26 protein-coding genes are annotated in these 19,822 nt (G+C 65.4%); 10 read left to right on the top strand and 16 right to left on the bottom strand.

Annotation, left to right across the window (positions count from 1 at the left end; translation table 11 throughout):
- Positions 1-30 precede the first annotated feature (30 nt).
- The 7 genes from XI03_RS07095 to XI03_RS07125 form a co-directional block, all read right to left on the bottom strand.
- Complete coding sequence (locus XI03_RS07095; protein WP_271591706.1) at positions 31-1,080, bottom strand: DUF3616 domain-containing protein; 1,050 nt, start codon at positions 1,078-1,080, stop codon at positions 31-33.
- Positions 1,081-1,163: 83 nt separating this feature from the next.
- The gene (locus tag XI03_RS07100; RefSeq protein ID WP_271591707.1) at positions 1,164-2,084 is read right to left on the bottom strand and encodes an SH3 domain-containing protein; all 921 of its coding nucleotides are present in this window, start codon (positions 2,082-2,084) and stop codon (positions 1,164-1,166) included.
- 14 nt (positions 2,085-2,098) lie between these two features.
- Positions 2,099-2,395: a hypothetical protein gene (locus XI03_RS07105; protein WP_028142787.1), complete on the bottom strand. Its 297-nt coding sequence runs from the start codon at positions 2,393-2,395 to the stop codon at positions 2,099-2,101.
- A gap of 189 nt (positions 2,396-2,584) precedes the next feature.
- Positions 2,585-3,139 carry an inner membrane-spanning protein YciB gene (locus XI03_RS07110; protein WP_271591708.1) on the bottom strand — a complete coding sequence of 185 codons (555 nt, stop codon included), beginning with the start codon at positions 3,137-3,139 and terminating at the stop codon, positions 2,585-2,587.
- Positions 3,140-3,151: 12 nt separating this feature from the next.
- A complete protein-coding gene (locus tag XI03_RS07115; protein WP_028142789.1) occupies positions 3,152-3,727 on the bottom strand; it encodes a hypothetical protein in 576 nt (191 codons plus the stop codon).
- A gap of 76 nt (positions 3,728-3,803) precedes the next feature.
- The gene (locus XI03_RS07120) at positions 3,804-4,067 is read right to left on the bottom strand and encodes a hypothetical protein (RefSeq protein ID WP_028142790.1); all 264 of its coding nucleotides are present in this window, start codon (positions 4,065-4,067) and stop codon (positions 3,804-3,806) included.
- A 75-nt stretch (positions 4,068-4,142) separates the two neighbouring features.
- Positions 4,143-5,540, bottom strand: a complete 1,398-nt coding sequence (locus XI03_RS07125) for a carotenoid oxygenase family protein (RefSeq protein ID WP_271591709.1) — start codon at positions 5,538-5,540, stop codon at positions 4,143-4,145.
- Between the two features lie 105 nt (positions 5,541-5,645).
- On the opposite strand from XI03_RS07125, the gene XI03_RS07130 reads away from it, so the two are divergent.
- A complete protein-coding gene (locus XI03_RS07130) occupies positions 5,646-6,386 on the top strand; it encodes a TetR/AcrR family transcriptional regulator (protein WP_038971628.1) in 741 nt (246 codons plus the stop codon).
- Positions 6,387-6,507: 121 nt separating this feature from the next.
- Here XI03_RS07130 and XI03_RS07135 read toward each other — a convergent pair whose 3' ends face one another.
- Complete coding sequence (locus tag XI03_RS07135; protein ID WP_271591725.1) at positions 6,508-7,110, bottom strand: hypothetical protein; 603 nt, start codon at positions 7,108-7,110, stop codon at positions 6,508-6,510.
- Between the two features lie 163 nt (positions 7,111-7,273).
- Here XI03_RS07135 and XI03_RS07140 point away from each other — a divergent pair, with 163 nt between their 5' ends.
- Complete coding sequence (locus tag XI03_RS07140) at positions 7,274-7,837, top strand: SET domain-containing protein (RefSeq protein ID WP_038948090.1); 564 nt, start codon at positions 7,274-7,276, stop codon at positions 7,835-7,837.
- Between the two features lie 42 nt (positions 7,838-7,879).
- Here XI03_RS07140 and XI03_RS07145 read toward each other — a convergent pair whose 3' ends face one another.
- Together XI03_RS07145 and XI03_RS07150 are read right to left on the bottom strand one after the other, a co-directional pair.
- Complete coding sequence (locus XI03_RS07145) at positions 7,880-8,278, bottom strand: hypothetical protein (protein ID WP_271591710.1); 399 nt, start codon at positions 8,276-8,278, stop codon at positions 7,880-7,882.
- A 39-nt stretch (positions 8,279-8,317) separates the two neighbouring features.
- The gene (locus tag XI03_RS07150) at positions 8,318-8,548 is read right to left on the bottom strand and encodes a hypothetical protein (protein WP_080670194.1); all 231 of its coding nucleotides are present in this window, start codon (positions 8,546-8,548) and stop codon (positions 8,318-8,320) included.
- A 101-nt stretch (positions 8,549-8,649) separates the two neighbouring features.
- Between XI03_RS07150 and XI03_RS07155 the strand changes: the two genes are divergently transcribed.
- Both XI03_RS07155 and XI03_RS07160 read left to right on the top strand, forming a co-directional pair.
- A complete protein-coding gene (locus XI03_RS07155; RefSeq protein ID WP_271591711.1) occupies positions 8,650-9,471 on the top strand; it encodes a helix-turn-helix domain-containing protein in 822 nt (273 codons plus the stop codon).
- A gap of 40 nt (positions 9,472-9,511) precedes the next feature.
- Complete coding sequence (locus XI03_RS07160; protein ID WP_271591712.1) at positions 9,512-10,336, top strand: helix-turn-helix domain-containing protein; 825 nt, start codon at positions 9,512-9,514, stop codon at positions 10,334-10,336.
- Here the strand turns inward: XI03_RS07160 and XI03_RS07165 are convergent.
- Positions 10,324-11,124, bottom strand: coding sequence for a thioesterase family protein (locus tag XI03_RS07165; RefSeq protein ID WP_271591713.1), 801 nt, complete (start codon positions 11,122-11,124; stop codon positions 10,324-10,326). The genes XI03_RS07160 and XI03_RS07165 overlap by 13 nt on opposite strands.
- A 170-nt stretch (positions 11,125-11,294) precedes the next feature.
- On the opposite strand from XI03_RS07165, the gene XI03_RS07170 reads away from it, so the two are divergent.
- A complete protein-coding gene (locus XI03_RS07170) occupies positions 11,295-11,960 on the top strand; it encodes a DsbA family oxidoreductase (protein WP_028142798.1) in 666 nt (221 codons plus the stop codon).
- Here the strand turns inward: XI03_RS07170 and XI03_RS07175 are convergent.
- From XI03_RS07175 to XI03_RS07185, 3 genes are all read right to left on the bottom strand, one after another.
- Positions 11,938-13,131 carry a GNAT family N-acetyltransferase gene (locus XI03_RS07175; RefSeq protein ID WP_038948087.1) on the bottom strand — a complete coding sequence of 398 codons (1,194 nt, stop codon included), beginning with the start codon at positions 13,129-13,131 and terminating at the stop codon, positions 11,938-11,940. The two genes, XI03_RS07170 and XI03_RS07175, sit on opposite strands and share 23 nt — an antisense overlap.
- Before the next feature lie 151 nt (positions 13,132-13,282).
- Positions 13,283-14,722 carry a cytochrome c oxidase accessory protein CcoG gene (gene ccoG / locus XI03_RS07180; RefSeq protein WP_271591714.1) on the bottom strand — a complete coding sequence of 480 codons (1,440 nt, stop codon included), beginning with the start codon at positions 14,720-14,722 and terminating at the stop codon, positions 13,283-13,285.
- Positions 14,723-14,753: 31 nt separating this feature from the next.
- On the bottom strand, positions 14,754-15,071 hold the full coding sequence (locus XI03_RS07185; protein WP_038948085.1) for an ArsR/SmtB family transcription factor: 318 nt from the start codon (positions 15,069-15,071) through the stop codon (positions 14,754-14,756).
- 93 nt (positions 15,072-15,164) lie between these two features.
- On the opposite strand from XI03_RS07185, the gene XI03_RS07190 reads away from it, so the two are divergent.
- Genes XI03_RS07190 through XI03_RS07200 form a run of 3 tightly spaced genes read left to right on the top strand, consistent with a single transcriptional unit; the run spans position 15,165 to position 16,446 of the window.
- A complete protein-coding gene (locus XI03_RS07190; protein ID WP_028142802.1) occupies positions 15,165-15,593 on the top strand; it encodes a YeeE/YedE family protein in 429 nt (142 codons plus the stop codon).
- Positions 15,594-15,598: 5 nt separating this feature from the next.
- On the top strand, positions 15,599-16,066 hold the full coding sequence (locus XI03_RS07195; protein ID WP_271591715.1) for a DUF6691 family protein: 468 nt from the start codon (positions 15,599-15,601) through the stop codon (positions 16,064-16,066).
- Between the two features lie 23 nt (positions 16,067-16,089).
- Positions 16,090-16,446 carry a carboxymuconolactone decarboxylase family protein gene (locus XI03_RS07200; protein ID WP_038948083.1) on the top strand — a complete coding sequence of 119 codons (357 nt, stop codon included), beginning with the start codon at positions 16,090-16,092 and terminating at the stop codon, positions 16,444-16,446.
- Between the two features lie 68 nt (positions 16,447-16,514).
- On the opposite strand, the gene XI03_RS07205 is transcribed toward XI03_RS07200, so the two are convergent.
- Together XI03_RS07205 and XI03_RS07210 are read right to left on the bottom strand one after the other, a co-directional pair.
- Positions 16,515-16,841, bottom strand: coding sequence for a hypothetical protein (locus XI03_RS07205; RefSeq protein WP_028142805.1), 327 nt, complete (start codon positions 16,839-16,841; stop codon positions 16,515-16,517).
- A 113-nt stretch (positions 16,842-16,954) separates the two neighbouring features.
- Positions 16,955-17,359, bottom strand: coding sequence for a hypothetical protein (locus XI03_RS07210; protein WP_028142806.1), 405 nt, complete (start codon positions 17,357-17,359; stop codon positions 16,955-16,957).
- A gap of 177 nt (positions 17,360-17,536) precedes the next feature.
- Here XI03_RS07210 and XI03_RS07215 point away from each other — a divergent pair, with 177 nt between their 5' ends.
- Together XI03_RS07215 and XI03_RS07220 are read left to right on the top strand one after the other, a co-directional pair.
- Positions 17,537-17,761, top strand: a complete 225-nt coding sequence (locus XI03_RS07215) for a hypothetical protein (protein ID WP_038971667.1) — start codon at positions 17,537-17,539, stop codon at positions 17,759-17,761.
- 13 nt (positions 17,762-17,774) lie between these two features.
- The gene (locus XI03_RS07220; protein ID WP_271591716.1) at positions 17,775-19,811 is read left to right on the top strand and encodes a pyrroloquinoline quinone-dependent dehydrogenase; all 2,037 of its coding nucleotides are present in this window, start codon (positions 17,775-17,777) and stop codon (positions 19,809-19,811) included.
- Positions 19,812-19,822: the final 11 nt, after the last annotated feature.

A 19,822-nucleotide genomic window follows, 5' to 3' on the forward strand; every position in this document is an offset into this window, starting at 1 on the left:
GGACCGGCGGACGATTTACGCAGCGCGCGCTCAGCGCTTTATTGTGAACGACATCGCGCCGCCATTTTCGGCGCTGTCGAACATGACAAGCACGCGGATGTTGGCTGCGTCTTCCTCGAGGGGAAGCAGAATTTCCGCTTTCGCCTCTTTTGGCGCTGTGCTCAGATCGAGCGTCGCCAGGGATTTGGCAGTCTTGCTGCTGCCGTCCCACAGCCAGACGCTATAGGGAACGTCTTCGTCACGCGTTGGCCCTGCGAGGATCAAGATGCCGTTGTTCACCACGGCAAGGTCGCGGATGCCGGTATTCTCCCCGAGATCGAGCGGCGTCGAGGCGGCTTTGAGATCGTCGTCCTTGGTAAAGAGCGCGCTTGCATCGACGCTGAGCACAAAGGCCTGACGGTTCAGCGATGGACCTCGCAGCCCGAAGTAGATGCGGTCGTTCCTGACTGCAATCCCTTCGACGTTGACACCGCCTTCCGCGAGCGGCTTGTTGAACTTCGATCCGACGTCGTTACTCTTTTCAATCACTTCGCGCAGCCGTGGGCTCGGCTCGACGCCTTCGACCTTCTTGGCGTTGGGTTCGGTCTTGGGTGCGCCGGTTTGCGGATCCACGGCAATCCGAAACACGACATAGCTCGACAGATTCTCCTTGTCGCTCTTGCGGCTTCGGCCGTGCGAGCCGGTTACATAGAAGAAGCCCTTTTCATACGCGACGCCTTCGGCATCGGGGTCCTTGTCGTCATCCGAAAGCCGGATGAGCTTCCGGGGAACGAGGACGTTGCCTTCGATCGAGAAGAACTGTGCGTATTTCTTCTCATCATTGGCGATCAGGCATGACGTGAACTTCGGCGTGGTGGGCACGCACGCCGCTCCGCTCAAATTCATGCGTGGCTGATCCTTGAACTTGTCGTCCTTGTCGTCTTTCTCGAAGATCGAGGCGGGCTTCCAGGCGGTTGCCTCCGGGGCAATCTTCGGCGGCAATTGTTCGCCGCGCCCGGCCGACATCGCTGCTCCGAGCAGAATGCAAACGAACGCGGCTGTCAGTGATCGATGAAATGCAAGCGTGATGCTGTACGGCATTCTTCCCTCCCGGGTGCAATGCTCAAATACAATCCTGAATTGTTAAGAAGACAAGAGCGAGAATGTCGCGGAGCGCTCTCTTCTCAGCTGCAATTCGTGACCTGGTTCGAGCAGAGCGCGCGCCACCAGCCGCGGACGCCGTCATGGCTCTCGACCAGACCCCAGAAGCCGCTGCAGGCGAACAGACGCTTCGGGCCGCCGTCCCCGTCGATCGGGCCGCCGAGCTCACGCTGCGCCGGCATCCATTTGGCATCGACGAAGGGAGCCTGGAACAGCCCGCCTGCGCGCGTATAGCCATTGGCGTAGCTCGCGCCGACCTTGTTGGACGCAACCCAGCCGCGCCCGGCATAGGGTTTGGGCGCGCTCCGCGGATATCTCTTCTCGTCCTCGTAGTCCTTGCCCGGCGGCTTGGCGCCTTCGATCAGAAACCAGCCGCTCTTGAAGCCGATGATGCGGAATTCGGTGAGCCAGCCGCCGTCGGGCGTGTTCTCAGCGCCGCCTAACTTCAAGCGGTAAGGCGGCGGCAGCGTGCCGAGCACGCGCGCCGTCGCCGACGGCTCGGCGCGCACGTTGAGGCCAGCGGGGTCCTTGTCGATGGACCAGGCGCCGAGACTGCAGGGCTCGGTGCCCTCGGGCAGCTTTGTTCGTCCGGCGGCGAGATCGGCGTGCAGCTTTGAGAAATCGCTGTCGTCATTGTCCGGATCGGGCTCTGTGCGCGGCTTCAACTCGGCTGAAACCGCGCGTGTCGCATCCGGTGTCAGCTTGACCACGAGGGCCTGGCGCGCAGCGAACACGCTTGCCGGTGTTTTTGGATCGTTCGATGGCGCGGGATAGACGGCGAGATATCCCATCGAGCCATCGGTTCGATAAGCGGCGCCGGCGACATAACCTGCCGGGACCAGGGCGAGCGCGCTTGCGCGCCACGCCGGTTCGGTGTCATCCGCGCGCGCCGCTTGTGTCGCGACGCACAGCATCGTCGTCGCGATGAGACGAAGCACGCGCATGATGCTGCGCCGCCTTACGCGCGGGCGCCCGTGAACGGGAAGCTGCCCATCGGGCCGATGCCCATCTCGCCGTTCATGCTGTCGCCGGAGACGGTGCCGGCGAATTCGAGCGTGAGCGGCATCGGGTTGGTGATCGAGACCTTCCAGGAGACGTTGTCGCCAGCGACGGTGCCGTCGAAGATCTCGGCGGTATTACCTTCCGCGCCTTGCGTGCCCGTGAGCGTGCCGCCGGCGGCCTTGAGGCTCAGCGTCGCCTGGCGCTCGCCCATCGGCGTCGTCATGGTCAGATTCCAGTTGCCGTCTACGGCCATTCCCGTCTCCCGAACAAATCCGGCGGACCGCGACGATCCGCGGCCAGTCCCGGACGAGCCTATAGCCCAACTCGCAGCTCCTGCCTAACGCTCCATTTGAGGCATGGAAACATGATCCCGAAAAGTGCGTAGCGGTTTTCGGAAAAGATCATGCTCAGACAACAACCTGAAGCGCGATCACATCGCGCTTTAGGCGCGGGCTGCAGCGCGCCTGCGGCTGGTGACGATGAGCCTTAGAACGACATACTGCACGGCAAAGGCGAGGAGCTTGGCGCCGCCGGCGACCACCGTGAGGTAGAACGCCCACAGCTTCAGATCGCCCGTGGAGGCGACGAGGATCATGCCGACGCCGATCACGAACATCAGCGCCGCCCAGGCATAGCCTGCAGCCGTCACATATTCCGGAACGGTCTCGACGACGATCGGCGGCATGTAGCGCAGCATCCAGCCGCGCTTGAGCATGATCGCGCCGATGGCGAAATGCGCGATCGAAGGCTTTGCCATCATGAAGCGGGGATCATTGGTCAGCAGAGTGATCCCGCCCAGTCCGACGACGAGCGCGAGGCTCGCATAGGTCATGTAGTTGAGTTGCTGCCCCTTGATGCGGGCGTGGATCACCTGCGCGATCGCGCCGGCGATCGCCACTGACGTCGCCAGGATGACGTTGTCGGTGGCGAGATAGACGACCAGGAAGACGATGGCGGAGAAGAGGTCGGAGCCGAGGCGGGCGAATACGTCCTTCATCGTCAATCCTGTTCAGCGGGCGGTGGGCAATGCGCGGGCGGGCGTACCGTACTTGATCTGGCGATACTCGGGATACCATTTTGTGAAGTAAATCGCGCTGTTGCGGGCGGCGAAGGCGACCGCAAGGCTCGACCAGAGCGGCAGGCCGGGGACGTAGAGCAGCACGAGATTGCCGGCCGCCATCAACAGCGCGGCCACGGTCCAGGCGCCGGTGATGACGTAATTGGCGGTGAGAAAGCCGGGCATCGCCGCGGTCTCGGCCGGCACTGATTCCAGCGCATATTGCAGCGTGAAGGGACGGCGGACCAGCAGCGAGCCGAGCGAGATGACGAAGATGCCGATATCGACCGACAGCTTGACGCCGAGCGTTCCGAGCTGCGGGTCGAGCAGCGCCAGGTAGAGGCCGATTGCGGCGAACACGATCGCCGAGCCCGCGGCCAGGGTCTTCACCGAGCGCCCGCGCGCCACATCGATTGCGACGGTGGCGAGGCAAATCGCGGAGGCCACGAACACGCTGATCGCGGCCGACGTTACCAGCATCAGGAAGCTGTAGGCGCCGTAGGGCGCAAGGATCAGGAAAATCGCCATTACCTACCTCGGTCAGGTCGATCTTTACAATGTAAAGATCAATAGGTCAGAGGCGAGACCGGGTCAAGCGAAATCTTTACAGTGTCAAAATGATGTAGGCGGCATGTAAAAGTTGAAGTGCCGCAACGGCTTGGTCGGACGCCTCGTCAGCCAATTCCGCCCAGGGCAGGCGCGACAGAATGGGGAGCGCGCAGGCGATCGCGAGGCCGAGGGCGAGCAGGATGCCGCCGTTGAAGAGGACTTGGCCGCTCCGCCGCAGATGGACCACCTCGAGTGTGAGCGCGGCGCAGACCATGGCGAGGATGGCGAGGAGGTCTGCGGTGATGGAGGGCATCTGCATACGGGCCTCTTTGGTGACACGTCCGTGCTGTGGCTCCGGGCGGGCGCCAAGTGGCGCGCCCCGGAATGACGGGAGCTACTGCGCCCCCACCCAATTGCCGTGAAAACCATCCGGCACGCGATGGCCGAGCTGCACCAGCGCGACGGGACCCGCTTCGACATCGGTGGCGTTGAACACGGCGAGGTCGCTGCGGTTCTCCCGCGCCCGCCAGACCACGGCGAGCAGCCAGCCATCGCCCTCAGTCGCATCCTTCGATCGCTCGACGAACACCGGCTCGGAGATGGTGTCGCCGGCGGGCAGCAGGTAATGGCCGAGACGTCTTCCGTTGCCGTCGACATGGACGACGCCGGAGAGCGCGCCGAACATCGGCAGTTTCGGATTGGCGCAGGCGTACCAGCCGTGACGGTTCTTCAGCCCGGCGCGGCGGTCGTCGATGCGCGGAAATTCGCCGGTGAGATCGTCGAGATAGGTCTGCTGGAAGCGATCGGTATTGCCGGAGAGATCGAAGGTCCAGCGGCAGTGCCGGGCGCGCGACTTGTCCGGATCGGTCGGCCGGCCGTCGGGATGCGAAAACAGCGGTGCTTCCTCGAACTGCATGACGTCGGCGATGATGCGGTTCTCGTCCTCCCACGCGTTCATGATGTGGAAGACGTAGCAGGCTTCACCGCGAAACCAGACGATGTCCTTTGCGGTGCCGCTCCGCTTCATCACGCCGACATAGGCGCCCTTGTCCGGCTCCCAGGCGTAGGGCGGCTGCCCGCGCATCGCGCGCTCCATGCTGCCGGTGATCGGCAGGATCGGAAACAGCACATGGTTCGCGGTGACGATGAAGTCGTGCACCATGCTGGCATAGGGCGCCTCGAACCGCTCGAAGCGGGTCGCCTTGCCGGAGGCATCGATCGAGCCGTAGGACAGGGCAGGGGTCAACGGGCCCGCGGCGTTGTAGCCGAAGAACACGAGCTCGCCGGTGACGGGATCGATCTTCGGGTGCGCGGTAAAACTGCCGGCGACACGGCCCTGGTAGTTGTGATAGCCGCGCGTCGCCAGCGTGCCGGGCTCGATCTCGGTCGGCAGATGCGCCTCTTCCAGCGCCAGCAGCTTGCCGGCATGGAAGATGATGTTGGTGTTGGCGACGCCGCCGTCGGTGAGATCGGCCGGCGCATCCGGCAGCTTGCGGCCGAAGCCGCCGAACAAAGCGCGGCCGGCATCGTGCTCGGCGAGCCATTTCGGCGTGCGGACCCAGCGGTTGCGATAGCTGGCGCGGCCGTTGTCGAGGTGGAACGCGTGCAGCATGCCGTCGCCGACGAACCAATGCGCGCCGGGGGAATCGAACTGCGGATTGGGGCCGTTGCGATAGAGCGTGCCGTTCAGCTCGCGCGGCAATTCGCCGATGATCTTCAGGAATGGCGCGTCCGCTTCGAATGGGATCGGCGCGATGTTGTTGCGGCGCTCGGCGATGGCGTCGTGCTGCACGGCGTACACTCCCTATCTTTACATCGTAAAGATCGGATAGCGTCGATTGCCGCATCGGTCAAGCGAAATCTTTACACTGTCAATATTGCGTCATATAGCTTGCAAATGGCCAAGATCGACACCAAGACCGATACCAAGAGCGAAACGGCGCGACGCGCGCGTGCCCCCAGAAAGACGACGTCGACTGCGGCATCGCGCCCAAGGCGCGGCGCGGCGAGCGCGAAGTCCGAGACGCCCTATCACCACGGTGCCTTGCGCGAGGCGCTGCTGCAGGCTGCCGAACGGGTGCTGGAGCGCGACGGACTCGCCGGCCTCACCTTGCGCGCGGTGGCGCGGGAGGCGGGCGTCTCCCATGCCGCACCCACCCACCATTTCGGTGATCTCACCGGCCTGCTCAGCGAGCTCGCGGCCGTCGGCTTCCGCCAGTTCAACGCGGCGATGGCGGCATCCTGCGGTGCCGCCACCACGCCGCTCGAAGCCGCGCTGGCGCGGCCCAAGGCCTACGTCGCCTACGCGCAAGCCCATCCCGGCATGTACAGCATCATGTTCCGTACCGAGCGCCTGGACTATTCCAGGCCCTCGCTGCACGAGGCGGCCGAAGCCTCCTTCGCCGGGCTGGCGAATGCGATCGGCATGATGCGGCAGGAGCAGATCAGCGGTGACGCGCTGACGCTGAGCCAGGGTGCCGCGATCGCACGTGCCTGGTCGATGGTGCATGGCTTCACCATGCTGCTGCTCGACGGACGGCTCGAGGATATCTTGGGACGTCTGCCCGAGGGAACGACGGCCGAGCGGCTAATGGAGGCGATGCTGATGGCGCCGGTGGCCACCAAACACCCCGCATAGCGGTCGCGGGCCGCCAAGGCCTAAAGCATGATCCGGAAAAGTGCGCAGCGGTTTTCCGAAAAGATCATGCTTAAACAACAACCTAAAGCGCGATGACGATTCGTCCTAATCGCATCGCGCCTTAGCGCATCGTCGCAAGCTCGACGGCGCGGCCGCGCGTGCCGATGATCTTCACCTCGTCCTTGCCGCAAGCGAAGCCACGGGCGAAATCGTCCGCGGCCTTGCGCGCAAGCTCGTTGGTGGTGTTTGCGATCGCATCGACATAAGCAACGTGACAGACCGGGCCCGGCGGGAGCCGGGTCACGACCAGCATGGCCTTGGTGTTCGGCCGGCCCTGCTTGTCGGGATCGGCATTGTCGGCGATGTGCCAGCGCTGGATGATCGCGAACGGCTTTGCGCCCACGGCACGCCATTCGATCGTGGTCTCCGACGAATTGAACGGTGCGAACCAGACCTTGGCTGCCGGTTCCTCGGCCGCCTGCTTGCGATTGCGGCCGACCGAGACGATTTCGCGAAGATCGTCCTCGGCGATCAGCACCAGGAGGCCGTCCTTGCCCGGACAGATGCGCGTCGTGCTGCCGTCGAGCTCGCTGGGCTTGCCGATCTGGCGGCAATCCTTGGGCGCGGTCGAGGTGTAGGTGCTGCCCACGGTTTGGGCGGCGGCGCTGTGCAGGCCGATGCAGATCATCAAGACGGCCAGGCCTGTGCAGGTGATGCGGTTCATCATGAGGGCTTCGATCGCAGGGAACTCCGCACCATCAGACGTCTTCATTGTGGGCAAGGTTCAAACAGGGGTGGGATAGACCTGACAGCGGCGCGGAATCGTTCTAGAAGAGCGGCTTCGCTTGGGCTCCTCCAGCCTCGTTCGCGTCCTCCTTTACTTGATCATGCCAGCCATCTCCTCGCAAAAACCCTATCGCGTCGGCCGCTCCAAGACCGGGCTCGGCCTCTTCGCAACCAAGCCGATCAAGAAGGGCACCCGGATCATCCGCTATTTCGGACCGATCCTGGATTCGCGGATTCCCGAGCAGGACGACATCGAGAACAAGTACCTGTTCGAGCTCAACGGCCGCTGGACTATCGACGGCTCGGTGCGCAAGAATCTGGCCCGCTACATCAACCATTCCTGCCGGCCCAACGCCGAGTCCGACGTCCGGCCGCGCGAGCGCAAGGTCTTCATCCGCGCCATCAGGAACATCGAGCCGGGTGACGAGATCAACTATGATTACGGCACCGACTATTTCAAAGCCTATCTGAAGCCGATCGGTTGCAAGTGCGAGTCTTGCGAGAAGAAGCGCAAGAAGCTGCGCGCCGAGGCGCGGGCGGAAGCCGCCAAGGTGAAGGCGCGCACGGAAGCCAAGGCCAAGAAGGCGGGCACGAAAAGCACGGCGAAAAAGAAGAAGCTGAACGGCAAGCACTTCGCCGGCAAGGTCGGCCGGGCGAGGGCATAGTCGCAGGCGATGGCCGCGATTGGTGCGCGGCCAGGCCGGGCCTCACGCCGCCACCGCGCTCGCACTTCTCCGCAATCCCACATATTGCAGCTCGGCAAACACGCCGGTGGCGATCGCCTGCGCCACGACCATGAGCGCGCCGGCAAGGTTCGGCGACACCGCGCCCGACAGCAGCAGCGCAATGCTGCCGACCGTCCAGGCCGCATTGCCGACCACGACCAGCAGCACGAGCGCCTTCGCCACCGAGGCGCGTGACGCCAGCCAGCCGACCAGCGCGGCGTAGGCGATCAGGAACAGGCCGGTCTCGCGCAGCAGCGCTTCGGGCAGGTTGAACAGCGCAGCGAACGCGCTCGCGCCGAAAGTGAAGCCGAGGGCGGCGACGCCGCTGAAGATGGCATCGGCGAGCAGCGCGCGGCGCAGGAAGGTGGAAGCGTCGATCATCAGAGGTCTCCATGGTTGGGGTGGGCTCGGGGGTGAAACTCAGTGCCGTCCGCGCCACCAGGCGCGAAGCAGGCGGGCGAGGCGGAACGGACAAAGGCTCCTGCCGACGCCGTGTTCGAAGGCCGTGACCTGCGCGAGCACATAGTCGCCGGTCGAATGCACCAGCGGCTCCGGCATGTTGAGGCTGCGCGCCAGCATCCGCGTTGCGAAGGCCATGGCCCAGGGAACAAGGTGGTCTGCGACGGTCCGGTAGAGCAGCAGCGCGATCATGGTCATCTCCTGTCGCCACTGAAGATGCGCGCGCCGGCGCGCCAATTCGATTACCTCGCGGGTAATGGAAGGGCCGAAATCCGCATGCTAGGTTTCTGGTCATGAACGCACATGCATCCACGGCACAGGCCGACCGCAGCCAGCCGGTTCACATCGGCGACCATTTGCGCGAATGGCGGCAGCGCCGCCGCATGAGCCAGCTCGATCTCGCGGGCGAAGCCGAAATCTCGGCGCGTCATCTCAGCTTCGTCGAGACCGGCCGCGCCGCGCCCTCGCGCGACATGGTGCTGCGGCTCGCCGAGCGTCTCGACGTGCCCTTGCGCGAACGCAACGTGCTGCTGGTCGCGGCCGGCTACGCGCCGGCGTTTCCGCAGCGCCAGCTGGAGGACCCGGCCTTGAAATCAGCCCGCCAGGCGATCGACCTCGTGCTGAAGGCGCATGAGCCCAATCCCGCGCTCGCGGTGGACCGGCACTGGAACCTGGTGTCGGCCAACCGCATGGTGGCGCCGCTGCTCGATGGCATTCCGCAGCATCTGCTCGGCCAGCCCTTCAACGTGCTGCGGCTCGCCTTTCATCCCGAGGCGCTGGCGCCGCGCACGGTCAATCTCGCGGAGTGGTGCGGCCATCTTCTGGAGCGTCTGCACCGGCAATGCGAGGTGACGGCCGATCCTGAGCTGATCAAGCTCTACAACGACCTCAAGAGCTATCCGATCCCGGCGCGGACAGGGCCGCTGTCGAGCGACAACGTCGCCATCCCGTTCAAGCTGCGCCATGGCGGAGAAGTTCTGAGCTTCTTCTCCACCACCATGGTGTTCGGCACGCCCGTCGACATCACCCTGTCGGAGCTGGCGCTGGAAACCTTCTTCCCGGCGGACGAGCGCACCGCCGAACGGCTGAAGCAGATGGCGGCCGGGTTGTCATAGCGGCGTTTACAGGCAGCAGCGGTCCCCGCATAATCCGCCGATGGACACACGCTCGTTCCGGCGATTGCGGCCGGCCAATCCCGTCGGCGATCTCCTGCGCGCTTGGCGCATGCGCCGGGCGTTGAGCCAGGCGGAGCTGGCGTTCGAGGCCGGCATTTCGATCAAGCATCTAAGCTATGTCGAGACCGGCAAGGCGGCGGCAAGCCGGGAGACCCTGCTGCAGCTCGCATCCGCCCTCGATCTGTCGCTGCGCGATCGCAACGCGCTGCTCGAGGCCGGCGGCTTCGCCCGGCAATATGGCGAGCGCGACCTCGCCGCGCCCGAGCTTGCCGATGCGCGCCGCGCCATCGATCTGCTGCTGCGGCGGCACGAGCCGTTTCCCGCGATCGTTACCGACCGGCGCTGGAACGTGATGCAGGCCAATCGCGCCGCCTCGCGTCTGATGACGATGCTGCTCGGCCCTGAGCGCATGCAGCGGCCGCTCAATCACATGCGCATGTTCCTGGCGCCGAACGAGCTCAAGCCGTTCGTCGAGAACTGGCCCGCGGTGGCCGCGGCTCTGCTGGCGCGTGCGCGCCATGAGGCAATGGCCGCGCCGCTCGACGAAGCCCTGCAATCGACCTGGCGCGAATTGATGCGGCTGCCGGAGCTGCCCACGCCTGCGATCGAGGACGACGCCGTGCCGGGGCCGCTCTGCGAGGTGCGCCTACGCAAGGGCGGCGTCGCGATCGGCCTGATCGGCGCGGTGCTGACGCTCGGCACGCCGCAGGACGTGACGCTGCAGGAGCTCCGCGTCGAGATGTTCATGCCCGTTGATGCCGCCTCCGAGGCGACCCTGGTCGCGCTTGCGGCTCAGGACGCCTGAGCTTGCGCGGCCTCACGCCGCTCGAAGCTCATGGCCTGCATCACCTCCGCAAACGGACCGTTGAGATCGCTCAGTGTCGCCGTGGTCAGGCCGGCGCCATTGGCGCCGACGCGCGTGGCGGCGCGGATGAGGATCCATTCGCTCTCGGGCGGACGGAAGAAGTAGAGGCTGATCTCGGGATTGATGAAGGTCCAGTCCCGCATGTCGACGATCTGCGCGACCCCGCTGGCGAAATCCGCGGCCTGCACCGCCTGGAGCAGCGGCGTGTTCGGCTCACCCTCGACCAGCGGCGCATCGAGCCGCATCCAGGCGGCCGCCGGGCCCGGCTTCTCCAATGCGCCCTCGATCAGCCGCACCGACACGTTCTGGAAATAGCGACTCCATTTCTGCGCGAAGGCCGGCGGCGGGCTGCCCGCCTCGGGCGCCTTGTCGACCATCATGGGTCTCGCAAAGGGATCGGCGGGAGATTCCCCGCTCGACGCGGTCAGCAGCGCCGTGCAGCGGCCGATCTCGGTCTCGCCGTCCAACAGCCGCACCTGCAAGGTCTTCGCCTTGCGGCCGTCGCGCAGCAATTCGCTGACGGTCCCGAAGGCGCGCAGGCCCGCAGGTCGCCACAGATCAAAGGTCAGGCGTCGCACCGCAAAGCCGGTTTCGGTGGCGAGACGCTCGACCTCGCGGGTCATCAGGGCGGTGGTGGCGCTTCCCTGCAGCATGTCCGGAGACCACGGACCGCCGGCGTGCTCCGTGGCCCGGAACTGTTGGCCTTCCGGCCTGAAAATGGCGCTCAACGCGGTCTCCCCTCGGACTTGATTGTGGCCGCAAGTATCGGGGCGGGGTGCAGCAGTCGCAATAACCGCAGAGGTGAAGTCGTGAGCCATGCAGGGCCAATGTCTTGCGCCGCCCCCGGTTCGGCTTATCTTCCGGCGAACCCGTGACCCGCCCGAAGGAGGCGCCTGACATGAGCACGCTGAAACCGCTCCAGATCGATGTCGTCTCCGATGTGGTGTGCCCCTGGTGCTATATCGGCAAGCACCGGATCGAGAGTGCGCTGGCGCTCGTGCCGGACGTTCCCGTCAAGCTCAATTTCCGCCCGTTCTTCCTCAATCCCTGGGTGCCGCGCGAGGGCATCAGCCGCGAGGCCTATCTCACCCAGAAGTTCGGCTCGGTCGAAGCCTATAAAGGAATCGCGGGGCGCGTCGTTACGGCCGCAAGCGAGGAGGGCCTCCTCTACAAGCCCGAGCTGGTCGCGCGTCAGCCCAACACCACCGACTGCCATCGCCTCATCCTGTGGGCGGAAGCGATCGGCAAGGCGCCCGAGATGAAGCAGCGCCTGATGGAGCTGTATTTCCGCGACGGTGGCGATCTCACCGATGTGAACGTGCTGGTGCAGGCGGCCGCCGATATCGGCCTCGACGCCGAGGACGTGCGCCGGCGCCTTGCCACCGACGAAGACGTCGCGCGCGTCTCGGCCGATGCGCAGGAGGCCGCCGAGAAGGGCATCTCCGGCGTGCCGACCTACGTGTTCGCGCAGAAATACGCCGTCTCCGGCGCGCAGGACCCGACCCTGCTCGCGCGCGCCATCCGCCAGGTCTCGGAGGAGATCAACGCGCAGGCGGCGGAGTAGCTTTCGCTGATTTGCGGAGCCGGCGGACCACGTGTCGCGCGCCCTCGTGCGCGGCATTGAGTCCGGCCAGTGCTGCGTGAATCAGGGCCACGACCGGATCGTGCCGCCGCAGCGGGATCAGCACGTCGCCGACTGCAAAACGCCCGCGCCAGATCGGGTTGATCATGGGGTGATCGGCGCTCGCGGTGGAATCCGCGCTTGCGATGGCGGGATCGGCGCAGAGATGGCGGGTGAGCTCGATTGTGAGCTGCACGCCCGGCGAATATTTCGCAAAGCGTTCGTCAATGCCGAGCTTGAAGAAGAAAGCGCGGTCCTGATGGCGCAGCACGATGCCGGCGGCGACCGGGGTCGTCCCGGCGCGAAGCGTGATGATTTCGCACTGCGCGGTCTCCGCCAGCGCCGGCACCGCGCGGCGAATGAAGGTCGCATCGCCGACATGCTGCACCAGCGCGGTGCCGCGCTTGCCTTTCCAGCCGCTGGCTTCGAGCTGGAGGAATGTTTCGAGTGCGGGCCCGATCTCGTCAGGCCGGCGTGCGACGTCGAACGTAACAGGGCCGTGCTCTTCGAGGCGATGGCTTTGTCGGCGCAGCTCCTTGAGCTTCTTGGTGCCGAGTGCGTCGCGCAGTAGCGTTTCGTCATCCTGCGTCGCATCGAGGCTGGCGCGGATGTAGGAGGAAAGCACGCGCGGCTTCAGGCCGTCGCGGGTCAGGACCTGCTTAAGCGCAGTCATCGCAGCGCCGTCGAGCGCGACGTCGTTGAGCACGAGCGCATGCGCGCCGGCCTCGCGCGCCCGCCGCAACAGTTGCGTCGCCGCCTCGATCGGGGCGTCGCGGTCGATCAGCGGACTGCACAGGGTGCCGTAGGGATGCGCGCTCACCAGCGCGGGCAGGGGAATCTTCAGGGCGCGCCACAGCGAGATCACCGGCATCAGCCCGATCAGCCGGGTCGACGCGCCGTCGAAAGCGGGCAATGCCGAAGCTGCGGTGCGGCCGCGCGCGGTTGCGCTGACGGCGAGCTCCCAGGCGGGCAGGTAATATCCGTTCGGCTCGACCGCCTGCTGCGCGAGCGCGCGCCATTGGCCGGGGTCGATCGCTGTAAGCGGGACGCGCGCCGCCATGGCATCCTTTCTCGATGCCGCATGGATCGCTGCCTGCTGCGCGATGTCGACCACGTCCCCTCGTCCCGTTCACGCGGGCAAATGCCGCGTCACGAGGCCATGCTTAGCCCAAAGATTGGAAAATACCGTTGGGACGCGGCTCCAATTCGACCGGTAATGTTAACGTCTCGTTGAGCATCCGGTGCCGGATGCTCAACGCAGATCCCTATTTGTCGCCGGGCAGGAAGTGATCACGGGCGCTCGCCCGTCCGCCGCTGGCGGTATCGGTGATCGTGACCTCGAGATCGCGCGAGCTCTTCGGCAGATCGGCAGGCCCGACCTGCACCGACAGCCTGACCTCGCGGGTCTGGTCCTGCCCGACTTCTACGACGGGCTTGCCATCCGGAGCGACTTCAACGCCTGCGACTCGGATGTTCGCGCCGGGCAGTCCGGAGACCTCGATCGCAAACGATCGCTGTGCGCCCTTGTTGAGAATGCGCACGGTGTAATCGTTGCGGACCCCGCCGTCAGAGAGCTGAACGAACAGCGGATTGCGCTCGTGCAGCACGTTGACGTCCATGGTCGCGCGCGTGGCGAGGGTGTAGACCATGATGGTGCCGACGATGGCAATGGCTGCGGTATAGATCAGCGTGCGCGCGCGGACGATGCGATAGATCGGCGGCTTGCCGTCGCGCCGACGCTGCATGTTGATATCGGTGTCGTAGCCGATCAGGCCCTTGGGCCGGCCGATCTCGCGCATGACGTTGTCGCAGGCATCGATGCAGAGGCCGCACTGGATGCAGCCGAGCTGGATGCCGTGGCGGATGTCGACGCCAGTCGGGCAGACGTTGATGCATTGGTGGCAGTCGACGCAATCGCCGGCGAAATCGCCATGGGCGCGGGCAGCTTCCGCCTTCTTCACCGACATGCGCGGCTCTCCGCGGTCGCGGCGATAGGTGACGTTGAGCGCCCATTCGTCGGTCAATGCCGCCTGGATGCGCGGCCACGGGCACATGTAGATGCACATCTGCTCACGGGCGTGGCCGGCGAAGACGTAGGTCGTCGCGGTCAGGATGCCGATCCAGAGATAGGCGATGAACGGGGCCTGGAAGGTGGCGAGCTCCTTCACCAGCGTCGGCGCGTCGTCGAAATACAGCACCCAGGCGCCGCCGGTCCACCAGGCGATCATGATCCAGAGAAAGTGCTTCAGCGCCACCTTCCGGATGTGGTCGAACGTCCAGTAGCGCTTGTCGCCCTGCATGCGCTCGCGCCGGTCGCCTTCGACCCAGCGCTCGACGGCGTAGAACAAATCGGTCCATACGGTCTGCGGGCACAAATAGCCGCACCACAGTCGCCCTGCGACCGCGTTCATCAGGAACAGGGCCATCGCCGCGATGATGAGCAGCCCGGTGAAGTAATACACCTCCTGCGGCCACAGCTCGATGAAGAAGAAATAGAAGCGGCGATGCGGCAAGTCGATCAGAACGGCCTGGTCGGGCAGGCCGGGTCCGCGATTCCAGCGCATGAATGGCAAGAGATAATAGATCCCGAGCGTGACGCACAGGATCGCCCATTTGATGCGGCGGAACGGGCCGTGGACCGATTGCGGATAGACCTTCCTGCGCTTCTCGTAGAGAGGTCCTTCGATGAAGGTGTCGTCGGTCATGCCGCGCTCCCGCGTTTGCGCCGGCGAAGTCCTAGGGTGCGCAGAAGAGGCGGTACAGCGTCTCCAGCACCGCGCGGACTTCCCGGCTCGCGATGCTGTAGTATATCGTCTGGCCGTCCCGCCTGGGTTTGACCAGGCTCAATGCGCGCATCTTGCCGAGATGCTGCGATAGCGCCGCCGAGGACAGGCCCGCGATCTCGGCGAGTTCGCCGACGGATTTTTCGCCGTCCAGCATGTTGCAGAGAACCAGCAGGCGCTTGGGATTGCCCATAGCGGTGAGGAGGCGGGAGGCCTCTTCGGCCTTCTCCTCCAGAGCGAGCAATTCCTGATTGCGGGGCTTGCGATTCATGGTCGGCTAGTATATTAGTATATTCGAAAATAAGAAACAATTGAAATAATGGTATCGCCGCCCGTGAAGGGCACTCTCGGTCCGGAGGGTCGAATGGTTGCAACGTCTTTCACGCCAATGGCTTCGCTTGTGGGTGGCGCGCTGATCGGCCTGTCCGCCGTTCTGCTGATGTGGGCGAAGGGACGGGTCGCCGGCGTCAGCGGCATCGCGGCAAGGTTGTTTCCGCCCTATGAGGACGGCGAGTTCGCCGGACGGCTGGCCTTCGTCGCCGGTCTTGTTGCCGCACCCGTGCTGGTGCGGCTCGCCACCGGTAGCCTGCCGTCGCAGACGATCGAGGCGGGCACGGCAATCCTGGTTGTCGGCGGCCTGCTCACCGGCTTTGGCTCGGTGTGGGGCAGCGGCTGCACCTCGGGCCACGGCGTCTGCGGCCTGTCGCGGCTCTCCACGCGTTCGCTGGTCGCGACCGTGACCTTCATGGCAGCCGGCATGGCGACCGTCTTCGTGATGCGGCACTGGAGCTGACGCCGATGGCCATTCTCGTTCAATTCGTGATCGGCCTGATCTTCGGTTTCGGCCTGATCGTCTCCGGCATGTCCGACCCGGCGAAGGTTCTGAACTTCCTCGACGTCGGCGGCATTCCGGCGGGGACGTGGGATGCGAGCCTTGCCTTCGTGATGGCCGGCGCGGTGGCCGTGACCTTCATCGGCTTCAATCGCGTCCTGCGGCGCGCGCGTCCGTTCTTTGCCGAACGATTTTTCCTCCCGACGCGAAACGATATCGATCTCAGAATCGTCGCAGGCCCGGCGATCTTCGGTATCGGCTGGGGACTGGCCGGCTTCTGTCCGGGGCCGGCGCTGACCGCGCTCGGGTTCGGGTCTTCTTCGGCCTTCATCTTCGTCGCGGCGATGTGTGCCGGCATGGTGCTGGCACGCTTTGTCGCTCACCTGCCGTCGCTGACGCGCTTCGTCGCGCCGGCCGATCCGCTCGAAACCTGAAGTCACTGCAGAGAGTAAAGACCATGGACAAGAACTATCCCGACATCGTCAGGCAAATCTCCGCCAATATGCGCAAGCTGCGGAGCGACATTCCCGAGACGATGAAGGGATTTTCCGCACTCGCCCAGGCCGCCACGCGGGACGGCGCGCTGGACAAGAAGACCAAGGAACTCATGGCGCTGGCGCTCGGTGTCGCCGCGCGTTGTGACGGCTGCATCGGCTTTCACACCGAAGCCCTCGTCAAGCTCGGCGCGACGCGTCAGGAGGTCGAGGAGACGCTCGGCATGGCCGTTTACATGGGCGGCGGACCGTCGCTGATGTACGCGGCGGACGCGATCGCGGCCTACGAGCAGTTCCAGCAGCAATCCGTCGCCGCCTGATCCGATTCAATCACGTGACGGGACCGGGCGATTGTCTCGCCCGGTCCCGCCCATGCTGGATCTAGCAACTACCAGCGGTCGCCGACACCGACGCCCACGCTGACGCCGGGCGCGCGAATGCCGACGCCGCCGCGCGGCCCGTCATCCCAGTCGCGATAGGTGCGTCGCTCATAATAGCGATCGCGCGGCATGGAATTGTAGGAATCGCGCACGATCACGCGCGAACCACCGCGCGTGCGATAGCAGCGGCCGGCGTCGTCGCAGACAAGCCGGACCTGCTGGACGAGATCCGAATTGGTGTACTCGCTGCTCGTGTAGATATCGGAAGCCTTCGCACTCGACGCCGCCGCCAAAGCACCGACGCCCGCCAAAAGCGCAATCGTAAACGTCTTCATCCTGTCCTCCACCGAAACTGCCCTCGGCGGTAACAAGAAGGGGAGGCGGCGATCGTTCCCGATTGCGATGCTGGTTTTTCCCGGAACCGGAGCTTTGTTGCGCGGATTCGCTGCTAGATCGGCTCGTAGGTCTCCGTTCCGCAGATATCGTCGGCTTCCGCCCGGCGGCGGTCGACCACCTTTCCGCCCGATATCGTCACGATGTAGGTCTGGGCGCCGAGCGAGGTGCCGGTCGCGGAGGTGAGCTGGGCGCGGACGCAGGCGGTCCAGCCGGGCCCTCGTACCTCGCGATGGGGCGAAGCGACGTGCACCTCGCGCGGATAGGAGGTGGCGAGGAAGACGACGTCGATCTGCTCGCGCACCAGGCGCTTGACGTCGGGAGGCGCTTCGGGCGGCGGCTGCTCGGTTTCCTTCATGCGCATGAATTCCGGCACTGGGGCGCGGCTGTCGGCAACGCCGCAGGCGCCGAGCGCGAGCGCGCCGGCGAGCAGCGCCGCATGAGCAATGATCCGCAACATCCGTGAAGGTCCCCTGCGGGCCAACAGATAGGCAGGAATGCGATCCGGCGAAGTCCCCGGCGATCAAGATTTGCTGAAGTCTTTATGGAAGCCTTGATGGAATCCTTGGAACTCGCGGCATTTCATATTCCGGAATTGCAGGCTAAGTTTGTACCCCAGACGAGGGGGATTGCACCAATGAGGATTTTGGTCATCGCGGCCGCGGTCATGGCGCTGACGGTTGCCTCGGCGCAGGGGCAGGGCCGGCGGCCACCCAATGACGGAGCCAAACCGGCGGACAACAAGCCCAAGGTCGACGAGAAAGCCTACAAGGCCGCGCTCGAGCGCATTCCCGAGCCCAAGGACAAGTACGACCCTTGGGGCGGGGCCCGGCCGAGTGAGCCCGCCAAGAAGCCGAAATAGAGCGAGGGAAGCGTTGCGGAGCAGCCTGCGAATTCCGATCGGGCTCGTTGCGCTGCTGCTGATTGCCGTGCGGCCAAGCGCGGCCTGGGAGAGTTGGGGCGGCGATGCCGGCGGCTCGCGCTTCTCGCCACTGCAACAGATCACGCCCGACAATGTCGGCAATCTGGTTCGGGCCTTCGAATTCCGCACCGGCGATCTTGCGGTGCGTCCGCCGGAGGTGATGCGGCGAACCAAATTCCAGGCAACGCCGCTGTTCGTCGAGGACAGCCTGATCTTCTGCTCGCCCTTCAACGAGGTGATTGCGCTCGATCCCGGCACAGGCGCGCAGAAATGGCGTTACGATCCGAAGATCGCGACCAATCAGCGTCCCGCCAATCGTTACGTCTGCCGCGGCGTCACCCACTGGACCGACGATGAGGCGCCCGCGAATGCCGCCTGCCGATCGCGCATCTTCATGGGCACGAACGACGTCCGCCTGATCGCGCTGGACGCGAAGACGGGAATTCCCTGTGCCGGTTTCGGCAATGGCGGCGAGGTGAACCTCGATATCGGCATGGCCCTGGAATGGCCCGGCGAGTTCCAGATCACCTCGCCGCCCGCCGTTGGCCGGGGTGTCGTCGTGGTCGGCTCCTCGATCTCCGACAACCGACGCGTCGATGCGCCGAGCGGCGTCGTACGTGCGTTCGACGCGCGCAGCGGCCGGGCGCGCTGGACCTTCGAGCCGCTCAAGCGTGACGGCATCGAAGCCGGGCACGCCAACGTCTGGGCGCCGATGTCGGTCGACGCGGCGCGCGGCCTGGTGTTCCTGCCGACGTCCTCGCCGTCGCCGGATTTCTGGGGCGGCAAGCGGCCGGGCAACAACGAACATGCCAATTCGGTGGTCGCTTTGCGTATCGAGACCGGCGAGCTCGCATGGGCATTCCAGACCGTGCATCACGACGTCTGGGATTACGATCTGGCGGCGCAGCCGACGCTCGCGCGCCTCGATGCCGGTGACGGCCAGCGCGACGTCGTGATCCAGCCGACCAAGCAGGGTTTTGTCTTCGTGCTCGACCGCGATACCGGCAAGCCGGTCTGGCCGGTGGAAGAACGCGCGGTGCCGCAGGGCGGCGCGGACGGGGAGGCGTTGTCGCCGACGCAGCCGTTTCCGACGCATGTGCCGGCGCTGACGTCGCAGACGATCTCGACCGACGACGCGCTCTCGCCGTTGCCGGAACTGCGCCGCTCGTCCTGCGAGCGCCAGTTCACGGAGGCGCGCAACGAGGGTCTGTTCACGCCGCCTTCCGTGCGGGGCACGCTGGAGTTTCCCTTCACCGGCGGCGGCGTGAACTGGGGCAGCGCGGCCTTCGATCCGGTCCGGCAGATTCTCTACGCCAACACCGGGCGCGCCGTTCATCTCATCAGGCTGATCCCGCGCGCGGAGGCCGCCGGATTCAATCCGCCGCCGGGTCATGATTTCGGCCAGCAGCGCGGCGCGCCGTTTGCGATGTCGCGCGCGGTGATGATGTCGCGGCTCGGTCTGCTCTGCAACAAGCCGCCCTGGGGCGAGATGGTTGCGGTCGATCTGAAGGCCGGCAAGATCCTCTGGCGCTCGACGGTCGGCACCACCGAAGATCTGGCGCCGCTCGGCGCGCCGCTGCCCTGGGGTGCGCCTCTCGTCAACGGACTGGCGGTCACGGCGGGCGGTCTCGTCTTCACCGGCGCGATGGATGCTTATCTGCGCGCCTTCGATGCGCGAAGCGGCAAGGAGTTGTGGCAGGGACGGCTGCCGGTGCCCGGCGTCGCCAATCCCATGACCTACCTGTGGAAGGGCGAGCAATATGTCGCGATCGGCGCCGGCGGCCACTCCGAAGCTGGCACCTCGATCGGCGACAGCGTGGTTGCGTTCCGCCTGGCGCGGCCGGGCGAGGCGCCGACATTGTGGTCGCGCACCATCGATCGTCCCGGTGGACGATTTTTTGGGGCATCCGCAGTGATCGGAATCGGGATCGCCGCGCTCGTGATCGCAAGCCTGCGCTGGCGTCGCCGTCGCCGTATCACGCAATCATAATCGTGTTGTGG

The organism is Bradyrhizobium sp. CCBAU 65884 (assembly GCF_028128835.1).
Taxonomy (GTDB): Bacteria; Pseudomonadota; Alphaproteobacteria; order Rhizobiales; family Xanthobacteraceae; genus Bradyrhizobium; species Bradyrhizobium ottawaense.